Below are 16893 nucleotides of genomic sequence, written 5' to 3' on the forward strand. Positions count from 1 at the left end.
CAGCAGAAGCTCCTCCGGAATTGTTCTGCGGCTCCTGCCCATCCATGCCTCCCCGCGTGGATGAATGACAGGGTGACCCCTCTCACATTGGTCTGTCGAGGGTGCGTGACCGGTAAGTACGGGAACCAGTAGGTATGTCGTTCTCGTCTACCACGGGGGTTAAGCCCTCACACAGGACACTGGTACATGGTTCGGACAGCGGGTCCGGCCGGTTTTTGGCGTAACGGCAACGCGATACGCATACGGCATGGCGTACGAGGAGGCATCGGTGGCGGGCGAGACCCCCGACAGGTCGAAGCAGCGGAAGTCGTCTGGCAAGTCGTCGGGGAACCCGACCGCTGAACCGACCCCGACCTCCGGCGCGGACCCGCGCCTGGCGGTGGCCCGCGAGGTCCCCGCGGCACGGGAGGAGGACTCGGCGACGGCGGTCTTCTCCACGAAGGCGGTGACGGAGGCGGCAGCAGCGGCGTCGGATTCTGCCGGGGCTGCTGGTCCCGCTGGGGCCGAGGAGTCTGCCGGTCCCGCTGGGGCCGAGGGGGCTGCTGGGGCCTCGGAGTCCTCTGCGGAGTCGGAGTCCTCGGAGGGTTCGGGCTCCGCGGAGGCTGCCGGCGGCGAGTCGAGCGGCGACGCGCGGCTGCGGGCCGCGGTCGCCGCGTGGGTCGCGGGCGGCGAGGGTGCTGCCGGGGAGGGCGCTCCTGCTGAGGGTGGCACTTCCGTCGGCGATGACGCTCCGGCCGGGGGCGATGCCGCCGAGGGTGGCGTCTCGGCCGAGGACGATGCTGCCGCCGCGCAGGGGTCCCCTGCCGGGGGCGGCACGGCTTCTGCGGAGGACGAGGCTCCTGCTCAGGGCGATTCCTCTGCCGAGCGTGGCGCTGCTGCCGAGGGGGATGCCTCCGCCGACGGCGACGCTCCTGGTGCCGCGAAGGCCGCCCCCGCTGGGGACGACTCTCCTGCCGGAGGCGATCCCTCGGCCACGGATGGGGCCTCCGCCGGGGGTAACGCTTCTGCCGAAGCCGAAGACCTCGCTGCCGGTGAGACCCCGGCTGCGGACGACACACCGGCCAAGGACGACGCTGCGGGAGCGGGTAAGACCCCCGCCACGGACGACACCTCGGCCGAGGCGGGCTTCGCCGCCGAGGCCGTCGCCACCGCCAAGGGCGACGCCCCGGCCAAGAGCGATGCCCAGATCGGGGGCGACGACCCCGCGAAGGGCGACCGCTCGGCCAAGCGCGAGGCTTCCGCCGCGGGCGCCGCCCTGGGCGCGAACAAGACTCCCGCCACGGACGACACCTCGGCTGAGGCGGGCTCCGCCGCCGAGAGCGCCGCCCCCGCTGGGTCCGTTGCCTCCGCCAAGGGCGACGACGCCCCGGCCAAGAGCGCTGCCTCCGCCGTGGACGACGCTGCGGGAGCGACCAAGACCCCCGGCGCGGACGACTCCGCTGCCGTGGAAGGCTCCGCCGCCGAGAGCGCCGCCCCCGCCGGGTCCGTTGCCTCCGCCACGGGCGACGACGCCCCGGCCAAGAGCGCCGCCTCCGCCGTGGACGACGCTCCGGGAGCGACCAAGACCCCCGCGAAGAGCGATGCCCAGGCCGAGGGAGTCGCCCCCGCGAAGGGCGACACCCCCGCCGAGGACCAAGCCCCCGCAGCCGCCAAGGACGCCAAGCCTGACGGCGGCTCGAAGGACGCCAAGTCCGACAGCGGCTCGAAGGACGCCGAGTCCGACAGCGGAGCCAAGAACCCCAAGCCCAGCGACGACGCCAAGCCCGACGGCGGATCCAAGGACGCCAAGTCCGACGCCGACCCCAAGGCCCCCAAGACCCCCAAGTCCCCCGGCGTCGACCAGGCCACCGCCGTGTTCCGGGCGTTGCCCCCCAAGGCGGTCGATCAGCCGACCACCATGCTCAAGATCGGGGACCACAAGGCCGGCGGCAAGGGTGACTCCGCAAAGCCCGATGCGGGTGATGCAAAGTCTGTTGCAAAGGGTGGCGCGGCGACGGGTGACGCCAAGTCCGCCCCCAAGCCCGCCCCGAAGGCCGAGGGTGGCCCCAAGGCCGCCCCCAAGCCCGAAGGTGACGCCGAGCGCACCAGTAAGTTCGTCGCGCTCAAGCCCCTCGACGAGCAGCCCGGCGCCTCCGCCGGTACCGGAGCCAAGTCCGAGGCGCCCACGCCAGCCAAGGCGCCCGCGCCAGGCAACGCAGGGCCCGAGCGCACCACCCAGCAGCCCTTGCCGCCCAAGCCGCCGCTGGACCTTCTCGCCGAGCTGACCAACACCCCGCCGCCGGCCGAGACCCCCGTCCGCACCGCCGTGCGGCGGGTGAAGATCTGGACGCCGCTGGTCCTGCTCCTGGTGATCGTCTTTGCGGTCGTACAGGCCGTGCGGCCGCTGCCGACGCCCACCCTGAAGCTCACCGCGAAGGACTCCGTCAGCTTCGAGGGCGGTAAGCCGTCCATGCCGTGGCCGGGCCAGGGCCAGGCCGCCATGGACGTCAACGGCATCGGCAGCTTCGGGACCTCCGGTGACCAGAAGCCCGTACCGATCGCGAGCATCGCCAAGGTCATGACGGTCTACCTGATCCTGCGCGACCACCCGCTGGAGAAGGGCGACCCCGGCCCGAAGATCCCCGTCGACGCCGCCGCGCAGAAGCACTACGAGACGGGCAAGCCGGCCAACGAGTCCGTGGTGAAGGTGACCGAGGGTCAGAAGATCACCGAGTACGAGGCGCTGCAGGCGGTCATGCTGCCCTCCGCGAACAACATCGCCAAGCTGCTCGCCCGCTGGGACACCAAGAGCAACTCCGAGGACGAGTTCGTCGCGAAGATGAACAAGACCGCCAAGGAGCTGGGGATGAAGAACACCCACTACACGGACCCCAGCGGCCTCGACAAGACGACCGTCTCCACCGCCGAGGACCTGGTGAAGCTCGGCCGCGCGGCCATGGAGAACCCCGTCTTCAACGAGATCTCCCGCCAGCCCAGCTACAAGGACCTCAACGGCGACAAGCAGAACAACTTCTTCGGCCTCGTCCCGACCGTCGCCATCGGCATCAAGACCGGCACCACCACCGCGGCCGGCGGCAACATCCTCTTCGCCGCGGAGAAGAAGGTCGGCGGCAAGACGCAGACGATCATCGGCGCCGCCCTCGGCCAGTACGGCAACAACGGCGTGGCCAACATCGACGAGGTCACCGGCGTCACCCGCAAGCTCATCGAGGCCGGACAGGACGCGCTCACCGCGAAGACCATCGTGAAGAAGGGCGATGTCGTCGGGGAGGTCGAGGACGGGCTCGGCGGGTCGACCCCCGTCGTCGCCACCGAGGACGTGTCGGCCGTCGGCTGGTCCGGTCTGACGGTGAAGCTGGAGCTCGACGCGGAGAAGGGCAAGACCATCCCGAACTCGGCGAAGGCCGGCACCAAGGTCGGTGTGCTGAGCGTCGGCGACGGCAAGGGCGGCGCCATCGAGGTGCCGGTCGCCCTCCAGAGCGACCTGACCGAACCGGGCTTCGGCGCCAAGCTGAAGCGCGTCGGCTAGCACCACGGGCCGAGAGCCCGGCGTCGCCAAGGAGAACAACAGCGCACGCCGGGCTCCGCGTCACGACGCACGCCGCCTCCGCAGCCGCAACCGGACCTACGCCAAGCGGCCGCACGCCGTTGGCCGAAGTCGGACGGACCCTTCCCGGGGTGCGGCACCACCCCGGGCCCGCCTCCGCGCTGCGTGCTAGCGTCACAAGCTCGGGGGCAGTACGCCGGGATGAGTCAAAGGGGTGTTCCGGGACGAACCCCCAGGCGCTCGCCCCCAGGACAGGAACAAACACGGGGAGAGCCTTCAGTGGCCACAGCGGAGCCGACGCGAGCCGACGACGCGGATCCTGAGCCCGGCTCCGGTGGAGCGTCGCGCACCGGCGCACGAATACAGCTGCCCGCCCAGCGCCGCCCCGAGCCCGCGGCGCCCGAACGGGCCCCCTGGCCGCGCCGGTTGCTGCGGCACCCGGTGACCATCGCGACCGTGTCCGCGGCCGTGCTGCACCTCGTCTGGTTCTTCACCACCGCCAACGGCGGCGGAGACCTCGCCGCCCAGGACGCCTGGGCGGAGTTCGCCGGACGGCACCCCGACTCCGCGTACAACCTCGCCTGGTACGGCGGGATGCACCCGGTGTCGTACAGCGTCATCTCGCCGTATCTGATGTCGGTGCTCGGCGTGCGGACCACGATGATGGTCGCCGGCACGCTCTCCGCCGCGCTGCTCACGATGATTCTGATCCGCAGCCGTGCGGTGAAGCAGCCGCTGTGGCCCGCGCTCGCGGGCGTCTTCGCGCTGTTCTGCAACGCCGTGTCGGGCCGCGTGACGTACGGCCTCGGCCAGATGTTCGCGCTCATGGCGGTCGCCGCCGTCTTCTGCTGGCCCCACCGCTGGCGCTACAAGCGGTGGGCGAAGGCCCTGGTGGCCGCGCCGTTCGCCGCACTCGCGACCATGGGAAGCCCGGTGGCCGGGCTCTTCGTGGGGCTCGTCGCCGTCGCGCTGTTCCTCAGCAAGCGCTACCCCGGCGCGTACGCCCTCGGGCTCGCGCCGGCCGCCGTCGTCGGTGTCTCCGCGTGGCTCTTCCCGTTCTCCGGTACGCAGCCGATGTCGTTCGGGTCGGCCTCGCTGCCGCTGCTCTACTCCGGGTTCGTCTTCTACGCCGTACCGAAGCAGTGGAAGACCGTGCGGATCACGACCGCCGTGTACGCGGCCTTCGTGCTCGGCGTCTGGCTCGTCAGCTCGCAGATCGGCTCGAACATCACCCGCCTCGCGATGTCCTTCGCGGGCGTCGTGCTGCTCGCCGCGCTGCCGTACGCCGTGCCGAAGTCCCGCCAGTGGTACGTGACCGTGGTGGCCATCGTCGGCTTCATCGGCTGGGTCGGCTTCAAGGCCGGGGACGACGTCGTCCACACGACACCGGCCGCGACCTGGACGCGCGAGCTCGCGCCGATCGTCAACGAGCTTCAGGAGGTCGGCGCGGAGAAGGGCCGCGTCGAGGTGGTGCCCGCGCGCAGCCACCGCGAGGCCTCCGCACTCTCCCCGTACGTGAACCTCGCCCGCGGCTGGAACCGGCAGGCGGACATGGAGCGCAACCCGCTCTTCTATGACGACACCCTCAACTCGGCCAACTACCACGAGTGGCTGCAGCGCTGGTCCGTGCACTTCGTGGTGGTGCCCAACGGCGAGCCCGACGGCGACGGCGGCAAGCGCGAGGCCGCGCTCATCGAGAAGGGCCTGCCGTATCTGAAGCAGGTGTGGGCGGACTCGAACTGGCAGCTGTACGAGGTCATCAACCCGAACCCGCTGGCCGATCCGCCCGCCGTCGTCAAGCGCGCCGAGCAGGGCGAGTGGACGATCGAGGTGAAGAAGCCGGGCAAGATCCTGGTCCGCATCCCGTACTCGCCGTGGCTGAGCATCGTGGACGCCGACGGCAAGGGCGTCGAGCGGCCCGTGGAGACCGAGGAGTCCAAGCAGCGGCGCGAGCTCGACGAGGACCGGCCCAAGGAGTTCGACAACCTCAACGGCTGCCTGATGGAGGCCGAGGAGAACGCCGACGGCGACAAGTGGACCGAACTCCTGGCCCCTGGGCCCGGCGTCTACCGCCTTGGCGCCCCCTACCAGCTGCCACGTGGCACCGCCTGCCCGGAGGAGCTGCGGGAGAGCGTGCGCTAGGCGGTCAGGGACGGGGTCCCGGCCGCCCGGGTAGCGCCGCGTCGCCGGGATCAGCGTGACCACGCCCAGGAAGAAGTACGAGTTGATCACCGTGCTCTTCCAGAAGGCCCGGCTGCCGGCCGCCGAAGCCAGGGCGGGCCGCCGGGTGCCCGCGTCTGTCCGGAGAACGGGTCCGCCTCCCTCGGGAGGCGGACCCGGCCGTCATACCGCTACCGGCTACCAGTTACTGGATTCCGGCTACCGGCTCACGGGGAACGCCACGTCGCACACCTGGTCGTCGGGGCCCGTCGTCTCCCACTCCGCGAAGTAGATCTCGCGGCACGGGCCCGTGACCTTCAGGCCCTCGCCGGCGATCCACTCCTCGACCGCCTCGAACGCGGCGAGGATCTGCGGGTAGGAGACCTGCGCCTTCGTGATCCGGGTGAAGGCGAGCCGGTGGGCGGGCTCCACGCGCGATGCGACGCCCCGCTGCCGCCCCGCCGTCTGCGCCCACGTCCGCGCGGCTGCCGCATCCCTGACCGGGACGCACGCCTCCGCGGGGCCGTCGCTGTCCTGCGTCACCTCGGAGTGGTAGATGACAAGCGGTGCGCCCGCGGCGCCCCCGCACTCGGCCTCGGCCGCCTCTTCGAGGCGGCGCGTGGAGGCGTCGATCCAGACCGGCAGCTCCTCGGCGAGCAGATGCCGGGTCTCGCTGATGACGTACTGCTCAGGTACGTCGATGGTCCTGACCGGAAAGTCCTTCTTGTACGTCTCATCCATCGTGGATCCTCTTCCTGTTCCTGAAAGGCGTCCACGGAGGTACCCCGCAAGCGTGCGCTGCTCGGCATGGCGTTCCTCGACACCCGCCCAGTACGCGGCGACCGCACGGGCCGCCCGCTCGCCGTCCAGGGCGACGATCCCGGTGATGTCCGCGAGCGGCATGCCGAGCCGGCGCAGCAGGACGACCGTGCGGGCGTCCTCCACCTGGGCCGTGCGGTAGTAGCGGTAGCCGGTGGCCCCGTCCACGTACGCGGGGGCCAGCAGCCCCAGGCGGTCGTACAGGCGCAGCGCCTTGGGCGAGAGCCGCGCGCGGGCGGCGAATTCACCGATGGTGAGCAGCGGGTCCGGGTCCGGGTCCATGGGGGCATCCTCCGTCACCGGGCCCGTTGTCGGCCCGGTGCTCCGGACGATGCGCTCTGCCCCAGGGGCAAGGTCAACCGGGCGGCCCGCCGCCGGGGCCGTATCCGTAGTAGGCCTGCGCCTCAAGCCACCGGCGGTGCCTGCCGCGCCGTACGCCGACGATGATCGCCAGGGCGGCGGCCGCGAGGATCCCGCCGAGCGGCACCAGGACGGTCACCGCTATGCCGCCGACGAAGGACGAGACGTCGGTGCTGTCGCCGGGGGCGAAGGTGAGGACGCCGCGCGGGTCCTCGCACATCACCCGGTAGTCCGCGTCCTTATCCGTCTTGAGCACGAACGCCCGCTCCCATCTGGCGTCCCCCTTGGTCACGTTGAACGTCCCGCCGGGTGCCGCCACGCGCGGCAGCGAGTCGGGCGGACCCGTGACCTTGCAGTGCGCACGGGCGACGAAGGGGCTGCGTACGTAGATGGCGGCGTCGTCGTCGGGCGCGATCCGCACCGTGACGGACCGCCCGCTGGCGAACGCCCTGCCGTCGTCGACGGAGTCCACCGCCGAGGTCAGTGTGCGCACGAAGCTCGCGATGCCGATGGCCACACCGACGGCCGCGATGACTCCCGCGACGACGAACCACCCCCGCCGGGGCCGCAGTTGACGGGGGTCGATCCGCGGCGGGGGTCCGGGAGGCGGCCCATAGGGATACATATCGGAACGATGGCAGGCGGTGGGCGGTTGGGGAAGAGCGCAGGGATCGAGCCGCGCGTGATGTCAACTCCGGGTCGCCCGAGGGCGGTTGGAAGGCGGTCGTGTTCTGGGTGAAGCGCCTTCTTCTCTTCTCCGCCAACTCCTCGGCCCGGCATCATCGTTGTATGCCCATGCTGACGAACACGGCGGAGCAGAGCAGCGGGCCGGCAGGGCCGGTGGTGACGGTGGACACCGAGTCGATTCCGGTGCGGGACCGGTTCGGGTGGTGGAACGACATGGTGGGCGAGGCGGTCATGCCGGTGACGTCCCGCAGCCCGTACGCGTCCCGCTTCACGGGACGGGCGGTGACCGTGCAACTGCCGCACAGCCCGCTGGGGACCTTCACCTACTCCCCGATGTCGGCCTGGCGTTCCCCTGTCCAGATCCGCCGCCAGGACACCGAGGAGTACTTCCTGCTCCTGGTCGGGGGCGGCACCTCGATCCGGCTTGAGCAGGGGCGCGGTGTCGCCTGCCTGGAGGCGGGCGAGATGGCTCTGTTCTCCACGTCGCACCCGCTGGCCGTGGAGTTCCTCGACAAGGGCCGCTCCTGCCAGAGCTCGCAGTTCCGGCTGCCACGGACCGTTCTTCCGCTGGCGAACGGGCGGGCCGACAGGCTGCTGGCCGAGCCGCTGTCCACCCGGTCCGGATCCGGGGCGCTGCTCGTCCCGTACCTGAAGGGCCTTGCGGACGCCGTCCGCGACTGCGGGCCCGCCGAGTTGGCCCGGATCGGTGCGGTCGGGGTCGACCTGGCCGCGTCGCTGCTTGCCGCGCATCTCGGCGACGCGGACGGACTGCCCGCTCAGACGCGCCAGGCGGTACTCCTCGCCCGCATCAACGCCTTCATCGACCACAACCTGGCCGACCCGGAGCTGCGCCCCGCGGCCCTCGCCGCCCACCACCACATCTCCGTACGCACACTCCATCAACTCTTCCGCGGCGAACCGGAGTCCGTGAGCGCCACGATCCGGCGCCGCCGCCTGGAACGCTGCCGAGCCGACCTGACCGACCCCGCCCTGCACCGCCTGGCCATCGGCGAGATCGCGGCCCGGTGGGGATTCCGCCACCCCGCGGACTTCAGCCGCACGTTCCGCACTGCGTACGGCGTCCCGCCGAGCGAGGTCAGGGCGGGTGCGCTGGATGCGAAGAAAGCCCGCACGCCCTGCTAATGCCCTGACCGCCCGGCGCGAGGACAGTGGTCCACGGCATCCCAGTGGCTTCAGGGGCGGGACGTGCGGGCCATGCGGACGGACACCGGTCACGTGGCACAGTGGCGCCCGGGGGGACTGGAACGCTGGGGTGCCTTCCCGCCGTTGACGACAGTTCGCTTCCGGCCAGTAAACTGCGCGCGCTCAGAAGCGCTGCAGGAGGCTGGGGGGAACGGTGGCACACGGGGGATATCAGGGCTGGGGACCGGCGGGCGTTCCGCCGCAAGGTGGCGGTGATCCGTACGGCCCGCCACCGTCGGGCCCGCACCCGCAGCCTTACCCGCCGCAGCCGTACCCGCCGCAGCCGTACCCGCCACAGCCCTATCCCCCGCAGCCCGTCCGGCGGCGGTATTCCGGCTGTGCGCTCTTCTTCGTCTCGCCGCTCATCCCGGTGATCCGTTCCTCCCGCCGCCGCGCCGAGGCGATCTTCAACCAGCCGGGCCTCGGCCACATCCCGGACCGGGTGGTGAGGCAGGTGCAACTGTGGCGGGCGGTCGTTGGTCTGGCGGCCAGCCTCCTGCTCGTCTACACCTACGGAGCGGAGGACGGCTGGAGCGGAGTTGCCAACGACGGTGTGGTGAAGCTGATCCTGGCCCCGCTGCTGCTCATCTTCACCGGGCCGCTGGTCGTCCTCGGCTTCATCCGCTACGCGCCCGCCGATCAACGGCAGTTGCTCCGCTCCCGGCTGCGCGCGCCGCTCAAGGCCGTGGGCTGGTACATCGGCATCTTCGTGGGCGTCGGACTCGTACTGGCGGGCGGCGCCGTCATCCTGAAGCGGAACTACGGCACGCTCGTGAACGGCCTCATCGCGCTCGCGCTGCTCATCGGCCTCGTCTGGCTGCTGCCGTTCCTCGGCTTCTCCTCCGCCTACGCCGCCCGTTATGCCTTCAACACGTCCAACGTGCACGCCGCTCTGCCGGCCGCGCTCACCGTCGTACTCGTCTGGGAGCTGATGCTCTGCAGCGTCGCCCTCGAAGGCGGAATGCCGCACGGGCCGCCGGCCGCACAGTGGTGCGCGGTGCTCGGCGGCCCGGTGTCCGTGACCGCGGTGGCGCTGTGGGAACTCCACCGCATGCGCACCCGCCACGGCGTCCGCATCCGCAACCGGTGATGACGTGCCCGTTCAGCCGCCGAAGCGGAGCCTGTACTGCGCCTTGCCGTTCGGGAAGTCGTCCAGCGTTCCGCCGCCCCAGTCGTGGTCGAAATACGCCTGATACTGCGAGTCCTTGACGAGCTCGGCCATCCGGTCGATGAAGTACGGGGAGTCGCCGCCCCCCATATAGGAGTCGCCCCTCCCGTACAGGCCCCATTCCGGATATGACTTCGGCTTGTTGTGCGCGGCGGCGAATTCCTTGAAGTCATTCACGCCCATGGCGGTGGTGAGGGTGTGGTTCCACCGCTGGGCCGGCGTGGCGTCCGGGTGGTTCCACCACACGTCGTAGATGTTCAGGCCGACCACGTCGACGTAGGCGTCGCCGGGGTACAGCGTCTCGAACGACGTGACCTTGCCCGAGGTGCCGACAGCCATGTTGTAGTCGAACTGGAAGGACGCCCCGGTGCGAGCGCGCATAAGGTCGACGACCCTCCGGAACATCTCCCGGTAGGCGGCCGGGTCGTCGGTTCCCTGCCACGGCCCGATGTGCTTGTTGTTGCCCTCGTACCCGACGCGGATGACGGAGTCGCCGAGGCCGTCCTTGATCATCAGGTCGGCAAGGTCTCGGAACTGGCTGTCGTACTTACCGGCAAGCCCCTCCGCGTAGGTCCCGCCCTTGGGCAGCAAATGCAGCCCGAGCACGAAATCCCGGTCGGCTCCGGCCTTCTTCCAGTCACCCCAGTACTTGGTCGCGTACTGATTCCACTTGATGTTCTCGGCCGAGTCCAGGTAGTCGGTCGCGTCGACCTGCGACCGCCCGAGCCACGCCTGAGAATTATTGACCTCGGCGGTTTTACCGGGACCGACGTAGACGCCCAGGCGGGACGGGGTGACGGCACCCTCGGACGGCATGGCCATGGATGCGAGGATAACTGCCGCCATGGCCAGTGTCGTCGCGAGCTTTCGTTTCATTCTCATCCTTGCCTTGAGCCCCCGGACAGCCCGATGGCCTCGCCATAATGAGAAAGTCCGGTTACGCAGGCAATGAGAGATCGCTACTACGTGAATTCGTAGGGAGAAGGATCCTTGCCGCAAGCACCCCGGCATGCTGTCCCGCGCCGACAGGTTCCCCAGGGCGTCTGCGGCACCGCCATGTGCTGCTACCGCACATCGTTGGAGCCGGACGCGGAATGGCGCATCTCACGTCACGGGCGAGTCCGTGACCGCCGGCGACCGGCTATGGCTCCGTCGAGCGGGGCTGGGTCTTCGGGATCCGTGCGGTGAAGAACATCGCGAGGAGAGCGGCGAAGGCGAGGATGGCGAGTGCGGCGCGCAGGCCGTCGATCCTGGCGTCGGCGTTCGCGTCGAGTGCCGCCTGCGTCACCTCCTTGCTCGTGCCCGCTTCGTCGAGGGCGGACTTGAGCTGGGCGTCCGACAAGAACGGTGCGCCGCTTTGGAGTTCGACGTTCGCCTGGCTCTTGACCTCGGCCGGGATCGCCGGATTCTGTTCCACGCTGGTGAGGAAGGACGTCGCAAGCGCGGCGATCATGATCGACCCGGCGAGTGCCGTACCGATCGAGGCGCCGAGGTTGGTGACGGCGTTCTGGACGCCGCCGACTTCCGCGCTCCGGGCTTCCGGCACCGCGGACACCGTGACCGACCCGAGCTGGGACGCCAGCGCGCCCATGCCGAGCCCGATCAGCAGGAGGGGGATGGTGACGATCTCCGCGCCGGCCTCCGCGTCGAGCGCGGCCATCAGGACCACCGCGCCCGCGAGCAGCGCGAGGGTCCCGAGCCGCACCACACGCCGCGGTGAGACGTCCGGGAGGAAGCGGGGGATCAGGATGGCGGCCGCAAGGAGGGTCAGGGAGAGCGGCAGGATGCGGGCGCCCGTCGTGAGCGCGGACAGGCCCAGGGCGACGGACAGATAGAGCGGTACGACGAAGAACACGCCCATCTGGACGAGGTACTGGAAGAAGAACATCGTCAGTCCGCCGGTGAGCTGCTTGTTGTGCAGCATGCCCGGGTCGACGAGCGGCTCCCTGTGCCGCTCCACCATGCGGGCCTCCCAGCGGAGGAAGAGCCAGACCAGGAGCAGACCGGCCAGCATCAGCCAGACGACCAGCGAGACCCCGAGCCACGAGGGCGCGTCGGGCTTCGGCTGGAACCAGCCCCACTCGTCCGAGCGCAGTACGCCGTAGACGAAGATCCCGAGCCCTAGCGCCGACAGCACGGCGCCGATGAGATCGATGCGAGGGCGTTCGCCGACCGGCGCGTCGGCGATCCGGCCGGCGAGCACCAGAATGCCGAGCACGATCACGACCTCACCGGCGAAGACCCACCGCCAGGAGAAGTACGTCGTCGCCACACCCCCGATAAGCGGCCCGACCGCGATGGCCACGGCCCCCGCGGCGGCGACGAGACCGTAGGCGGCGGGACGGCGTTCAGTGGCGAAGTTGCTCGCCACGAGCGCCACGATCGCGGGCAGGATGAGTGCCGCCCCGATCCCCTCGAGGAACGCCCAGCCGAGCAGCAGCACGGGCAGGTTCGGCGCGAGCGCCGTGGTGAGGGAGCCACAGCCGTAGATGCCACAGCCGATCATGAACGCGCGTTTGCGGCCGATCAGCGCCCCCACTTTGCCGCCGGGGATCATGAACATCGCCATCACGAGGGTGTAGGCCGTGATGGCGCCCTGCACACCCGTCACCGTCGTGCCCACGTCCTCGGCCACCGTCGCGATCGAGACGTTCATGACCGAGCTGTCGAGCGCCATCAGGAACTGACCGGCGGCGAGTGCGAGGAGGACGATGCGTGCCGTTGCCGAACTCTCAGCAGTGCCTGCTCCGGGTGCCATGCGCGCATCGTTCCAGCCGCCCCGGAGGGCGATCCGCGACCCGCCCCGGGGGTCAGCCGGTTGGCGGACCGGGGCGGGCTCAGTCACTTCGGGCGGGAATCGTCCGGGTCAGGCCGCAGGCAGTTCCTCCGCGGGGAGACGGCCCGCGCGTACGGCGTCGGTCAGGGCCTGGTGGTCGCGCTCGTTCTGGTCGGCGTACGCCTCGGCGAAGGCGGCGAGTGCCCGGTCGAACGATTCGCCGCCGCCCAGGTACGCGGCGATCGCGATGCGGTCGCCGGACCGTGCGTGTGCACGGGCCAGGGTGGCCCCGCACAGTTCGCCGAACGCCTGCATGTCCTTCGGCCGCATCCGCTCCGGCACGGCGATGCCCTTCCAGTCGCGCAACTGGCGTACGTAGAAGTCGCGTTGCTTGCCGTCGATCCCGTCCACCCGTTCCCAGCCGAGGAAGATGTCGCTCGTGGCCTGCATCAGCCGCTGGCCCGAGACCACCCGCTCGCCCTGGTTGGCGTACCGGCTCGCGCCGACATGTTCGGCGAGCACGGAGGTGTCGGCCTCCTTGGCCTGGAGGAAGAGCGGGTCCTGGTCGTCCCGGCCGAGCAGCAGGAAGATCCAGCATCGGGTGCCTACGCTGCCGACGCCGACCACCTTGCGGGCGACGTCCGCAAGGCGGTAGTCCGACAGGAGCGAGCGCCGGTCGGAAGGCAGAGTCCTGCCGTACCGCTCGATCAGACCGCGGAACTGGCGCTCCAGCGCGCCGCGTTCGATGTCCGGCAGCAGATCGCCGGCCGGGACGAGCAGCGGGGGATCCGCCGCGATCCTGGGCCTGCCGTCGACCGTCTCGGTGAGCTTGTCGAAGGCCTGCAGGCTGTCGCGGGTGCGGGCCTTCACCATGGCACGGGCCAGCCTCTTGCGACCGCCCTTCGTCCCCTGGGTCCGGCCGGCGGCCAGGGAGTCGAGGAGGTCCGCATCGATCTTCGAGTACCAGACGTCGAGGTTGCCCATGCCCGCGAAGCGGATCATCGCCTCGCGGTACGAACGGACCGTGGAGCTCACGATGCGGGCACGCCCGGCGTCGTCGAAACCATTCGCCCGGCCCGCGATGACGAGACTCGCCGAAAGCCGCTTGACGTCCCACTCCCAGGGGCCCGGCAGTGTCTCGTCGAAGTCGTTGATGTCGAACATCAACTGTCTCTCCGGCGAGGCGAGCAGACGGAAGTTCAGCAGGTGCGCGTCCCCGCACAGCTGGGCCCTGAGCCCCGACGTCGGGCTGTCGGCCAGATCGGACGCCATGATCGCGGCGGCGCCCCGGTAGAAGCGGAACGGGGACTCCATCATCCGGCCGTAGCGGATCGGGACGAGCTCAGGCACCCGTGCCGCGGACTGCGCCTCCAGGATCGCCAGCGGGTCCGGCCGGTCGGGAGACGGCTTGTACGCGGCGTGGCCCGACCGCGGCGAGCGGCGCCGCGCCTCCTTGCCGATGGCCGCGCGTTCCGCGGGTGTGGTGTGGGTTGCCGCGCGCATGGCCGTGGTCGCGTCCTGGGTCATCGGCGCCCTTCCTGCCGGCTTCAGCTCAACCGTAGGCCCCCTCCGGGCCGCGTGCATGGGGGCGCATGCGCTGGTGTCGAAAGCCCGGCCGCCCTGCTCGCTCAAATACCCGTAAGCGCAAGGACACCGTCCTGACCTGCACAGATGTCCTGTGAATTGCCCGCTATGAGCTGCGGTCCCGCACCTCGACATGCACAGCGCACCCGACAGGACGAGATTGGAAGTAGCCCGAACGGTCGAACGGAAATTCGGCGGCCGTGCGGGGCCGTACGACACGAAGGAGCCGGCGATGACCAGTCATGTGAGTGGGGCCCACCCGGGTGCGGCGGCGCGGAGTGCGGAGAGGACCGGTCTCGGCAGTGGCTGGCTGGTCTTCGCCGCCGTACTGATGATCTTTGGTGGCCTGATGATGCTCTTCGCCGGCATCTCCGCCATCGCCAACGACGACGTGTTCGTCACCACCCGCAACTACGCGTTCGAGTTCGATCTCACCGGATGGGGCTGGGTCCATCTGATCCTGGGCGCCGTCATCGTTCTCGCCGGTGCCGCCCTGTTCCAGGGCTCGACCTGGGCCAGGGTCGTCGGCGTGGGTCTTGCCGGCCTGTCCATGATCGCGAACTTCCTGTGGATTCCCTACGCGCCGTTCTGGGCCATGGTCCTGATCGCGCTCGACGGCTTCGTGATCTGGGCGCTGTGCACGGCTCCCAGTCCGTCGGAGCGATGAGGCCGTAGTGATGAGGCCGGAGCGATGAAGCAGGGGATGGCCTCGGCCTCGTAGCCGGATCGGAGACATGCATGAGGGACCTCAAGTTTGAGCAGAAGCGCTCGCTGTCACGCTTGGAGGCGGCTGCCCAGCTCACGGCCATCGCAGCCGCGCTGAGTGAGGGCGGGGACGCCGAACTGGAACTCGGCGCCGGAACGCTGAGTCTGCGGATCCCCGACGACCTTCGCAGCGAGATAGAGGTCGAGATCGGTGACGGGGAGATCGAGCTGGAGATCGAGTTCAAGTGGCCGACCGCACCGGCCCGGAAGAAGGCGCCCGCAAAGCCTCCCGCAAAACCTCCCGCAAAGCCGGGGCGCAGCAGTACGAGCACCAACAGAAGCAAGAGCGCGAAGCGGGCCGCCACTAAAAAGCCCTGAGCCGCACTCAGGGGTGGCCACTGCTCCGAGACAGTGCGGTCCAGGCTGCCGAGAGGCGGTCGACCAGTGCTGCCGCGGTCTCCGGAGCGAAGGAGTAGGGGATGCGGACGTAGTCGTCATGGGCGCCGGTCGCATCCATCGTGGCGCCCGGGATGACCTCCGCGCCGTGGCGCAGCGCCACCCGTGCGTAGAGCCGGGCGTCCGTGCCCGCGGGCAGCCGGACCCACAGCACCGAGCCGCCCTGCGGTGCCTGCCAGCGCCAGTCCGGAAGCTGCTCGGCGAGCAGCCGGGTGATGGTGGTCAGCCGCTCGCGGAGGATGCGGGCCCGTTCGGGCGCGAGGGCCGGGAGCGCGGGGAGGAGCCGGGCGGCGAGGGCCTGGTCGATGAGCGGGCTGCCGAGGTCGTTGAGTGCTTTGAGCCGGGCCAGGCGCGCCACCGTGTCCTGCGGTGCGCGGATCCAGCCGATCCGGAGACCGCCCCAGACGGCCTTTGTCAGCGAACCCACCGTCAGCACGGTTCCCCCGGCGGGGGCCGCGGCGATCGGCGGCGGAGCCTGACCGGGGGCGAGCCCCGCCGCGTGGGCGCTGTCCTCCAGGACGGTGACGCCGTGTTCGGCGGCGAGTTCGGCCACCCGGCGACGGCGTCCGGCGGACATCAGGGTGCCGGTGGGGTTGTGGTACGTCGGCATGAGGTAGAGCAGCGCGGGCCGGTGTTCGGCGAGCGCGGTGGCGAGCCGGTCGATCCGGACCCCGTCGGAGTCGAGCGGGACGCCGACAAGCCGGGATCCTGCCGCCCTGAGGACGTCCAGGCAGCCCGGCCACCCGGGGGATTCCACGAGGGCGGTGGACCCGCGCCCGAGGTACAGCTGGGCGCTCAGCGCGACGGCCTGCGTGGCACCCGTGGTCACCACCAGCTGGTCGGGGACGGTCGGCAGGCCGTGAGCGGTGTGGTGGGCGGCGATCGCCGCTCGCAGCGCGGGGAGCCCGGCCGGGTGGTAGCCCGCCTCACCGACCATCCCGGGCAGGTCGTCGCGGACCAGCTGGAGCAGGGCTTGGGCCAGGTCCGGACCGCCGGCCTCGGCCGCCTGCCCCAGCGAGATGAGGTCCGGCGGCTGGGTGATCAGCCGTTGGACCACTGCGGTGGCCTGACCGCCGCGTACCCGCCCGTCCACCGGAACCCGGTGTGCCGCGGCGCCTGCCGACACCCGAGTGCCGCTGCCCCGACGTGTCTCGGCCAGGCCCGACCCGCGCAGTGCGTCGTACGCGGCGACAACCGTCGCCCGGCTGACCGAGAGGGCGTCGGCGAGCCGCCGCTCGGACGGTAGACGGTCCCCGCTGCGCAGGTCCCCGGACCGTACGGCTCGGCCGACCGCGTCGGTGAGCCGCCGGTACAGCGGCCCCTCGCCCGAACTCCAGTCGCCCAACAGGTCGATCAGCTCGTCCAGTTGGGGCGTCTGACGATTCCGGTCCACTTTCCCCTCCATTGGCACGGGAGCACGTGCCGCCG

General features: G+C 70.7%; 12 protein-coding genes. 6 read left to right on the forward strand and 6 right to left on the reverse strand.

What is annotated here, in order from left to right:
- Window positions 1-247 precede the first annotated feature (247 nt).
- Together AB0G47_RS17230 and AB0G47_RS17235 are read left to right on the forward strand one after the other, a co-directional pair.
- The gene (locus AB0G47_RS17230) at window positions 248-3529 is read left to right on the forward strand and encodes a D-alanyl-D-alanine carboxypeptidase (RefSeq protein ID WP_360770020.1); all 3282 of its coding nucleotides are present in this window, start codon (window positions 248-250) and stop codon (window positions 3527-3529) included.
- A gap of 297 nt (window positions 3530-3826) precedes the next feature.
- Entirely contained in the window at window positions 3827-5689 is a 1863-nt protein-coding gene (locus tag AB0G47_RS17235; protein WP_360770023.1) for a glycosyltransferase family 87 protein, read from the forward strand.
- A 237-nt stretch (window positions 5690-5926) separates the two neighbouring features.
- Here the strand turns inward: AB0G47_RS17235 and AB0G47_RS17240 are convergent, their stop codons facing one another.
- Both AB0G47_RS17240 and AB0G47_RS17245 read right to left on the reverse strand, forming a co-directional pair.
- The gene (locus AB0G47_RS17240) at window positions 5927-6808 is read right to left on the reverse strand and encodes a MerR family transcriptional regulator (RefSeq protein WP_360770026.1); all 882 of its coding nucleotides are present in this window, start codon (window positions 6806-6808) and stop codon (window positions 5927-5929) included.
- A gap of 73 nt (window positions 6809-6881) precedes the next feature.
- Window positions 6882-7511, reverse strand: coding sequence for a hypothetical protein (locus tag AB0G47_RS17245; RefSeq protein WP_360770028.1), 630 nt, complete (start codon window positions 7509-7511; stop codon window positions 6882-6884).
- 164 nt (window positions 7512-7675) lie between these two features.
- Between AB0G47_RS17245 and AB0G47_RS17250 the strand changes: the two genes are divergently transcribed.
- Window positions 7676-8716, forward strand: a complete 1041-nt coding sequence (locus AB0G47_RS17250) for a helix-turn-helix domain-containing protein (RefSeq protein WP_360770031.1) — start codon at window positions 7676-7678, stop codon at window positions 8714-8716.
- Window positions 8717-9146: 430 nt separating this feature from the next.
- The gene (locus AB0G47_RS17255) at window positions 9147-9866 is read left to right on the forward strand and encodes a hypothetical protein (RefSeq protein ID WP_360770034.1); all 720 of its coding nucleotides are present in this window, start codon (window positions 9147-9149) and stop codon (window positions 9864-9866) included.
- 12 nt (window positions 9867-9878) lie between these two features.
- Here AB0G47_RS17255 and AB0G47_RS17260 read toward each other — a convergent pair whose 3' ends face one another.
- The 3 genes from AB0G47_RS17260 to AB0G47_RS17270 form a co-directional block, all read right to left on the reverse strand.
- Complete coding sequence (locus AB0G47_RS17260) at window positions 9879-10820, reverse strand: glycosyl hydrolase (protein ID WP_360770037.1); 942 nt, start codon at window positions 10818-10820, stop codon at window positions 9879-9881.
- Between the two features lie 265 nt (window positions 10821-11085).
- The gene (locus AB0G47_RS17265; protein WP_360770040.1) at window positions 11086-12702 is read right to left on the reverse strand and encodes an MFS transporter; all 1617 of its coding nucleotides are present in this window, start codon (window positions 12700-12702) and stop codon (window positions 11086-11088) included.
- Window positions 12703-12810: 108 nt separating this feature from the next.
- Window positions 12811-14247, reverse strand: a complete 1437-nt coding sequence (locus tag AB0G47_RS17270; protein WP_360770043.1) for a DUF2252 domain-containing protein — start codon at window positions 14245-14247, stop codon at window positions 12811-12813.
- 388 nt (window positions 14248-14635) lie between these two features.
- Between AB0G47_RS17270 and AB0G47_RS17275 the strand changes: the two genes are divergently transcribed.
- On the forward strand, window positions 14636-14971 hold the full coding sequence (locus tag AB0G47_RS17275) for a hypothetical protein (RefSeq protein WP_360770814.1): 336 nt from the start codon (window positions 14636-14638) through the stop codon (window positions 14969-14971).
- A 71-nt stretch (window positions 14972-15042) separates the two neighbouring features.
- Window positions 15043-15387: an amphi-Trp domain-containing protein gene (locus AB0G47_RS17280; protein ID WP_360770046.1), complete on the forward strand. Its 345-nt coding sequence runs from the start codon at window positions 15043-15045 to the stop codon at window positions 15385-15387.
- A 7-nt stretch (window positions 15388-15394) separates the two neighbouring features.
- Here the strand turns inward: AB0G47_RS17280 and AB0G47_RS17285 are convergent, their stop codons facing one another.
- The gene (locus AB0G47_RS17285) at window positions 15395-16858 is read right to left on the reverse strand and encodes a PLP-dependent aminotransferase family protein (RefSeq protein ID WP_360770049.1); all 1464 of its coding nucleotides are present in this window, start codon (window positions 16856-16858) and stop codon (window positions 15395-15397) included.
- Window positions 16859-16893: the final 35 nt, after the last annotated feature.

Source organism: Streptomyces sp. NPDC021622, assembly GCF_040640795.1.
Classification (GTDB): domain Bacteria; phylum Actinomycetota; class Actinomycetes; order Streptomycetales; family Streptomycetaceae; genus Streptomyces.